General features: G+C 39.7%; 5 protein-coding genes. 3 read left to right on the forward strand and 2 right to left on the reverse strand.

Features of this window, described 5'->3' with window-relative positions; genetic code table 11:
* The first annotated feature begins 435 nt into the window (after positions 1–435).
* From PN450_RS15095 to PN450_RS15105, 3 genes are all read left to right on the forward strand, one after another.
* Positions 436–1,650 carry a hypothetical protein gene (locus PN450_RS15095; protein WP_271836809.1) on the forward strand — a complete coding sequence of 405 codons (1,215 nt, stop codon included), beginning with the start codon at positions 436–438 and terminating at the stop codon, positions 1,648–1,650.
* A 63-nt stretch (positions 1,651–1,713) separates the two neighbouring features.
* A complete protein-coding gene (locus PN450_RS15100) occupies positions 1,714–3,384 on the forward strand; it encodes an alpha/beta hydrolase (protein ID WP_271836810.1) in 1,671 nt (556 codons plus the stop codon).
* A gap of 254 nt (positions 3,385–3,638) precedes the next feature.
* Complete coding sequence (locus PN450_RS15105) at positions 3,639–4,019, forward strand: hypothetical protein (protein WP_271836811.1); 381 nt, start codon at positions 3,639–3,641, stop codon at positions 4,017–4,019.
* Between the two features lie 159 nt (positions 4,020–4,178).
* Here the strand turns inward: PN450_RS15105 and murD are convergent, their stop codons facing one another.
* Both murD and glyS read right to left on the reverse strand, forming a co-directional pair.
* Positions 4,179–5,543 (reverse strand): UDP-N-acetylmuramoyl-L-alanine--D-glutamate ligase, encoded by a 1,365-nt coding sequence (gene murD / locus PN450_RS15110; RefSeq protein ID WP_271836812.1) that lies wholly within the window; start codon positions 5,541–5,543, stop codon positions 4,179–4,181.
* Positions 5,544–5,624: 81 nt separating this feature from the next.
* On the reverse strand, positions 5,625–7,775 hold the full coding sequence (gene glyS / locus PN450_RS15115; RefSeq protein ID WP_271836813.1) for a glycine--tRNA ligase subunit beta: 2,151 nt from the start codon (positions 7,773–7,775) through the stop codon (positions 5,625–5,627).
* Positions 7,776–8,164 lie beyond the last annotated feature (389 nt).

Here is an 8,164-nt window from a genome sequence, read left to right on the forward strand (position 1 = left end):
AGTAAGTAGACGAAAATAAATCAAAGTATATTAAGTAATGTAAAAAATCTGGAGATGATTTCGTAGTGAGGGCTTCAGCCCTCAAATGAGGAATAAATTCCTCACTACAAACTTTGAATTATTCAAGCCGTTCTACTTAATAGATAAGTAGGTTAGCATTGAAAATCGTCGTTATGGCACTAGGCTTGAGGCAATACTTCGACTTCGCTCAGTAACCAGAGGCAAGAGGCAAGAGTGAAGAGGGTTTGGGCGATTTTACTTTTCGTTGTTGGTTATTTACTGACTCCTTTTTCCCAACTCTGGCCATAAACTTTTCTAACTAAATATCACCAAAATTTTCCAGAACAGATGAAAATTCAGGTAAAAAAGCTAGTTGATTTCCACAGCAGTAGCGGCGTTGTTTTTTATTATTTTTAGCTACAACCGAAAAAGCCTATGTTACCCAAATCTAGCACTGATTTACTTGTTTCAGAAGCATCCGATAGCACCAGCATGGCGTTAGCCATAGATTTTGTCACCAGCGAGCCTTGGACGATAGAAACCTATGCTGAAAGTTTAATGGATGAACTTTTTAATGATATTGACAATATTTTAGATGGTCCAAGTAAGCGGAATCATCATATAGACAGAAGAGAATCTATACCTGTCCAACCCATGTCATTTAAAATGCCTGATGTGGTTTTGCCATCAACAGTTAATATGCCATTACAGTCCGCTTCACCTATTAAAAATATCCAAACTACAACACTGGTAGTTAATCCTCCATCTATCGGGGGAATTACTACCAAAAGTGAACCACAAATTAGTAGTTTAAGTAAAGTAATATTCATGGGATTAAGCTTAACTGTAGGGACGCTAGGGATGGTTTACTTAACTGAGTCTGGTTTATTAACTACAATAAATACTCAATTAACTTCCCAAAGTTGGCCAAATTCTCAAATATCATCACCTGTTTCTGTGACAACAGATCCTCAATTAGATTTAGTAAATTATATGTTGGCAGCCTTGACTTTAATAGAACAGCAGGGAACAACTAATGATAAAATAACTATTAAACCAGGATTTCCTGCTAGTAATATTAATCAAACAACTGCCGCACCTTTATTAAATACCCAACCTACTGCAACTTTGCCTTTACCTGTAGCAGCGAATAATGCACTACCTGCTACTAATCAGCCAAGTTCCCCTAATGTGATTGAGCGTATATATATTCCAGTTTATCAGTCACCAGCACCCGAATATCAAATACCAACTGTTCCCCCAGTACCAACACCACCCAAATTACCTTCATCTTCTTCTTTAGCAGTTCAGAATTTTCCTATTAATGCTAACCAACCAGCAACTCAACCCATAGCAGAAACAACGCAGGTTAAGCCCAACCCAGTCGCAGTCAATGCTCTACCAGCAAAAGAACCTACTAACATAGTAGAACAGGTTTCTGTGCCTAGCTATTCCGCACAATTAGATGGATTATTGGAGTTAGGGAATAAATCCGTGGCTTTGTTTAAAGTGGATGGTATCAGTCACCGGATTAGTTTAGGTGAAAATATTGGTAATACAGGTTGGATATTAGTAGAAGTCAGTAACGGTGAAGCTATTATTCGTCGTAATGGTGAGGTGCGATCTATTTATACAGGACAAAAGCTTTAATTCTATAATTCTACTCTTGACTGAAAATCAGGTAGAATTTCCTAAGTTGAGTTACAATTAAAGATGTTCACACAAAAAAGCTGGAAGGATTTTAAGGTATTTGCAGGTGTATTTTGTGCTGTTGCTCTGACACCGTTTTTTGTAGTTAACACCTCTGCACAGGCCGCAGATACCATTGTAATTCGCTATGGACCTTTGGAGGAATCTGTATCCTTAGAAGAGTTAAAAAAGTCTACAGAAACTGGCAAATTACCAGCTAGTTTGGGAACTTATACCAAGAGAATGACTGAAGAACAACGGCGCTTTTTGGTGGAGGGACTAAAAATCCGAATTCCCATAAATGTTATTACTTTAGATAGATTAATCAATACCCAAATTGGGACTACAATCCTCAGTGATGTCTCTACAGCTATTAGCCGTGGGGATCAAGCTGGATTACAAGCGATGAAAGGCGGATTAGTTTTAGGCGCTAATTCTCCACAGGGTTTATCTATACTGAGTTTTATAGCCGCATATCCCAGTCAACGTCTAGAAATTAATTTACCTCAAGCTATAACTGTAGCGAGGAGTTTGAATGGTGCATTTATCCGCACTCAGCGGTTTATGTTTGGTCTTTCTCCCCAGGTTAACCCCAAAGATATCAAAGATATCAAAGTTGCTTCTTTAGACCCGACTCAAGGAGGAAGCGCGCAGGTACAGACACTCAAGTTAAGTTTTAGTGACGAAAAGCGTCAACGACAAATTCCCCTAGATGTTTATTTTTCTAGTGCTGTAAGTACAAATAAACCTATAATTGTCTTTTCTCATGGTCGGGGTTCAGTGAGGACTGACTTACGCTACTTAGCTGAACATTTAGCTTCTCATGGTTATGTCGTTGCAGCTTTAGAACATCCTGGTAGTAATGAAACTAGTTTTAAAGCAGTTAATCAAGGGAAAAAACAACTGGTTGCACCCCAGGAATTTTTAGACCGTCCCCGTGATGTCAGTTTTATTTTAGATGAATTGGAAAAACTTAACCAAACTGCGAATAGTCCCTTACAAGGAAAACTAGCAACTAATAACGTTATGGTTGTGGGTTATTCCTTTGGTGGGGGAACGGCTTTAGCATTAGCGGGAGGTGAATTACAAATCGAAAACCTGAAACAACGTTGTCAGCAAAATTTATCTACAGCTAACCTGGGAGAACGTGTCCAGTGTGCTGGTCAAGCATTACCAGAAAAGACTTATCAATTGAGAGATGGGAGAATTAAACAAGCGATCGCTCTTAATCCTACCACTTCTTTAATGTTTGGGGAAACTGGGTTAACAAAAGTACAAATTCCCACATTAATCCTCTCCAGTTCCGCAGATAAAATCACCCCACCATTAACTGAACAAGTTATCGGTTTTGCGAAAATCCCCTCTCCAAAATGGTTAGTAGCTGTGGTTGGTGGTTCTCATTTAAGTGTTGTAGATCCTAAAATCACTCCATATCAACAAGGAAAACCAGGTAAACCTATATTGAATAAAGAAGTAACTGGAAAACAAGCTCAAGACGTGCGGAAGTTCCTCAAAGGTGTTACCCTAGCAATGGCGGCACAGTTAACGCCTGAAGCTAGTCAATATGCTCCTTTTTTGACTTCTGACTACGCTCAAATTTCCTCAACTCGTCTATTTCCCTTGCGGATAGTGCGAGAACTTTCTCCTGAGATGATACAAGAAGCACAAGGTCCAGGTATGACAGCCAATAAATAATAGGTTAAAGGACGAGCAAATAAGTAAAAAGGCTTGGAGGGTAAACCAAGCCCAACTTCACTCAGGGTAAAATATATAATCCATCCTACAGATTATTAATATGTTAATAATCCTTCTCAAGAGAGAATATTCAACATGATATTATATATTAATTATTTAATATTACAAATCATTAAACTTTAAGCATAAATAAACTTTCTTAATCTATATCTATAGGAAGATGAAATTTGCAACCCTCATGAGGATTTCCCCTAATGAAAAAGATGATCGTTGCCTTCTTAATGATGCCGTCTTTATTCTTCTCGCTAGTACAAGAACAAGCATTAGCTCAAGACTGTATCCAAACAGTGTTACAGGGTGCGGCTACTACAGCTCTTGGTATTTATGAACAAAAGTGCCTTACACTTGATTATTCTGGAGGCGTAGTAAAAAAAGATGTCCAATACAACTGCTGTGGTCCATCTGCCACAATCCGCATCAACGCGAATGACTGGGAATTACTCAGAAAAGCTGGAAAACTAGATGGTCTGCGCTATCAAAAAGTGACAGTAGGTGATAATAGCCGGACAGTTGAGTTCAAAAAGATTACGAATGACACACCTTCATTAATCGACGGCAAAGATTTCTTTAAATAAGCCAGATGAACGAAAATTTTTAAACTTGATTTTTTTAGGGACATAACAATGTTGTGTCCCTAGTTTTTTGACTCACACTTGCACTTCCATAAGGATGCTTATTTATTTGTGTTAATCAATAAATTTTGGGTTGCGCTTTGCTTAACCCAACCTACGGTACTACGGTACTAGATATTTTTGGCACAATTGCCGAAAGTCTTCACCCCGCATTTCAAAGTTGGGATATTGGTCAAAACTGGCGCAAGCTGGCGATAATAATACTACTGAAGCTTGATGTTTTTTGGCTAATTCCGCAGATAAGGATACGGCGTTTTCCATGGTTTCAACTATGTGATAATTACTATATCCCACCTCTTGCAGCCGTTGGGCAAATGCTGGCGCTGCTTTACCTATGAGTAAGACAGCGGCGGCTTTGGCTTGAATTTGGGCTAACCAGGCGGTATCATCTCCCGCTTTGGCTTCCCCACCAGCGATTAAAATGGCGGGGCTTTGCACAGATGCTAAACCCACTTCGGCTGCGTCGTAATTGGTGGCTTTGCTATCGTTAATAAAGTCAATGCCTTGCCAATTGCAGATATGTTCTAAGCGGTGGGGAACTCCGGGGAATTCACGGACAGCCTGAAAAATTGCGGTAATATCTATACCTGCTAATCTGGCAGCGGCTACGGACATGAGGAGATTTTGCTGGTTATGTTCCCCTACCATTCGCAATGCAGATACCTCCACAATGGGTTGGGGTGTGGCGGTAATTTTTTCCATTACCCAGCCATTCTCGATATAAAAGCCTTTTTCACCTATTAGGAATTTTTCACCTTTAACGCTTGTCCAATAGGCGTTTGGCCAATGATTTAATCCTAATTTGCTCAAATAAACATCACCACCGTTAAATATTTGTAATTCGGAATTATGTAATAATTTGGCTTTGATATTATAGTAATTTTCTAATGTTTTGTGACGAGCTAAATGATCTGGTGTGAAGGTTGTCCAAATCCCAATCCGAGGCGCTAAAGTTACAGAAGATTCGATTTGATAACTGCTAAGTTCCCCTATTATCCAATCGGGTTTTTTCGTAGATAAAGCAACTTCACAAGCAGCGTAACCAATGTTACCACAGGCGGGAGCGTTCAATCCTGCTGTTTGGAAAATAGCGGCTGTTAAAGCGGTGGTGGTGGTTTTACCATTTGTACCGGTGATTCCTACCCAGGGGATATCCTGCATAAATCGCCAAGCTAGTTCCATTTCGCCAATAGTTTCTATGCCCAATTCTCGCGCTTTGGCTAGAATAGGAATATCCCAAGGAACTCCGGGACTGACAATTATTAACTTGGATATATCAGAATCGGTGAATTCTGGTGTGTTTCCTAATTTGACGGTAATGTGTTCGCTGGCGAGTTGTTGTTGTTGTTCGAGGAGGGTTGGGGAGGTGCTACTATCGCAAAGTTCAACCTCCCAGCCTTCCTGTTTCAACAATCTTGCCGCAGCAACACCGGATTTTCCGAATCCAATAATTAACGCTTCTGGCATAGACTGTATAAGCATCCCTGGTTAAGCTTCCCTATAGTAGCGTTAATTGGTGCAAATTACACAACTTTTTGTTGCTTTAGGCTACAAATTTTTGACTATCGCGCCAAAGTCAGCCAGTACACGGGCGTTATTTCGCAATAATCCCAGCAAATTTAGGCGATTTTGCTTAATATCGGAATTTGCGTCCATGACTAAAACGCTGTCTTCACCATCAAAAAATGTACCCACGGTAGGAGCGATTTTTGCTAGTGCGGTTACTAACAGTTGATAATCCCGGTTTTGTTGTGCTGCTTGGGTTTGGGGGACTAATTCCAGCAAAGCGTTATAAAATGCAGATTCGGATTTTTTCTGGAACAGTTCGGGGTTTATTAAAGATTGTGGTTCTAGGGTTTGGAAGTCTAGATTTCCCTGTGCTGCTAACCGGGTGGAACGGTTGACGGTTTCGTAAATTTTATCTAATGTACCATCTTTGCGGATTTGTTGTAAATAGAGAGCGCGATCGCGGACATCTAATAAATCAGTTAATGCACGTTCTGTATATTCGGGATCATTTTCTCCCAAAACTGCATTTACCAAATCGTAATCTATCTGTTTTTCATCTTGTAATAAGGTGCGAATCCGTTGCAGGAAAAATTCTTGCAATGTTTTAATTAAGGATTTGGCATCTTTATTAAAAGTTGTAGCAAAATCTGTGGCGATTTGTTCTAAAAGGGTTGATAAATTAATTTGCAAATTCGCCAACCAGGTAATATTAACAATCGCATTTGCCGCGCGACGTAATGCAAAAGGATCTGATGAACCTGTGGGAATTAAACCTAAACCAAAGATACTAGTTAATGTATCTAATCTATCAGCTAAACCGACAATTTGACCTGTGAGAGTTTGGGGGAAAATATCATCAGCATTTCTGGGTAAATAATGCTCTAAAATTGCTTTTGCAACTTCTGGATTTTCACCATTCGCTAAGGCGTATTTTTGCCCCATAATTCCCTGTAATTCAGGAAACTCATAAACCATTTGCGTGACTAAATCGGCTTTACAAAGTAATGCAGCCCTTTGGATATTCTGGGTTTGGTTTGGATTTAGTTGTAATTGAGTAGTAATTTTTTCGGCATTTTTAACAACCCTTTCAACTTTGGCACGAACTGAACCTAAATCTTCTTGAAATGTGACTTTTTCTAATTGGGGTAAATAGCTTTCTAAAGGTTTAGATAAATCAGCTTCATAGAAAAATCTGCCGTCTGCTAACCGCGCTCGAATTACTCTGGCATTCCCGACAGCAATAATATCAGATTTGGCTGGATCTCCGTTACTAATGGTGATAAAATTGGGTAATAATTCCTGGCAATCAGCATTTTTGAAGACGGGAAAATAACGCTGATGACTTACCATAACTTCGGTAATTACTTCTTTTGGTAAGTTGAGAAATTCTTCTTCAAATTGTCCGATAACTGCTGTGGGATATTCAACTAAATTGACAACTTCTGCTAGTAAGTCGGGGTAAATTGGGGTATATCCGCCTAATTTTTCGGCGGCGGCTTTAACTTGATTTGTGATGATTTCGCCTCGGTTTTCTGGAGGTACATTCACATAACCAGAAGCCAAAGTTTTGACATATTCTGTAGCGTGGGAAATGCTGACGGGTTCGGGGTGTAATACTCTATGGGTGCGAGAAAGGCGATTACTCTTGACAACTTTTGCCCCATTCTCTAATTGTAATGGTAGAATCTCCCCATCTAACAATGTGACTAAAGTGCGAATTGGCCGGGAAAATCGTCCGTCACCATGTCCCCACCGCATTAACCGCTTACCTTCTAAGTTCCAAACCCATTGGGGTACAAGTTCAGTTAAAATATCGGCTATGGGACGACCGGGAATTTGTTTGTTCACAAAGACGAAATCCCCTTTGTCTGTGGGACGAATTTCTAAAGCGGAAATATCTACACCTTGCTTACTCGCAAAACCAATGGCGGCTTTAGTGGGTTGTCCATCTTTAAAGGCTGCTTGTGCGGGTGGTCCTTTGATTTCTTCTTCCCTGTCTGCTTGTTGGGAGGGTAAACCGGTAATGAGAACTGCTAACCGTCGGGGTGTTCCATAGACTTCGACAACCGCTTCGGGGAGATTATGGGTTTTGAGACTTTCGGGAATGTGCGATCGCCATTGTACAATAGCATCACTCAAAAAACCTGCGGGTAATTCTTCTGTACCGACCTCTAATAAAAATGCTGGCATAAGATACTGTTTTTAACTTGGCGTGGCTTAATATTAGTCAATTCCAGTATTGTACGTCAGTTCGAACTTTAATATCTCTTTTACCAGTCATAGCACTAATTTTATCTACAAACAATCTGCATTGTATCTATAGTTAATAACAAATATTCTTCATATGTCAACTTTTACAGCACTTTTAGACATTTATTGATACATCCTTTAATATTGTTTAATGAATATAAATAATAGTTTGGCATAACAAGTACCTAAGAGGGTGTTTGAAAAGTTATGGTTGATGTATTAAATATTTTTTACCCCACCCTAACCCTCCCCTTGTAAAGGGGAGGGAACTGGATTTTTATTGTTTCCCCCCTTTACAAGGGGGGACTAAGGGGGGTAGCAATGTGATG

The organism is Dolichospermum lemmermannii CS-548 (assembly GCF_028330815.1).
GTDB lineage: Bacteria > Cyanobacteriota > Cyanobacteriia > Cyanobacteriales > Nostocaceae > Dolichospermum > Dolichospermum lemmermannii.

Excerpts from the sequence above, each read along its gene's own strand:
- PN450_RS15095 (WP_271836809.1), top strand. The coding sequence starts at position 436 with ATGTTACCCAAATCTAGCACTGATTTACTTGTTTCAGAAGCATCCGAT.
- PN450_RS15100 (WP_271836810.1), top strand. The coding sequence starts at position 1,714 with ATGTTCACACAAAAAAGCTGGAAGGATTTTAAGGTATTTGCAGGTGTA.
- PN450_RS15105 (WP_271836811.1), top strand. The coding sequence starts at position 3,639 with ATGAAAAAGATGATCGTTGCCTTCTTAATGATGCCGTCTTTATTCTTC.
- murD (WP_271836812.1), bottom strand. The coding sequence starts at position 5,543 with ATGCCAGAAGCGTTAATTATTGGATTCGGAAAATCCGGTGTTGCTGCG.
- glyS (WP_271836813.1), bottom strand. The coding sequence starts at position 7,775 with ATGCCAGCATTTTTATTAGAGGTCGGTACAGAAGAATTACCCGCAGGT.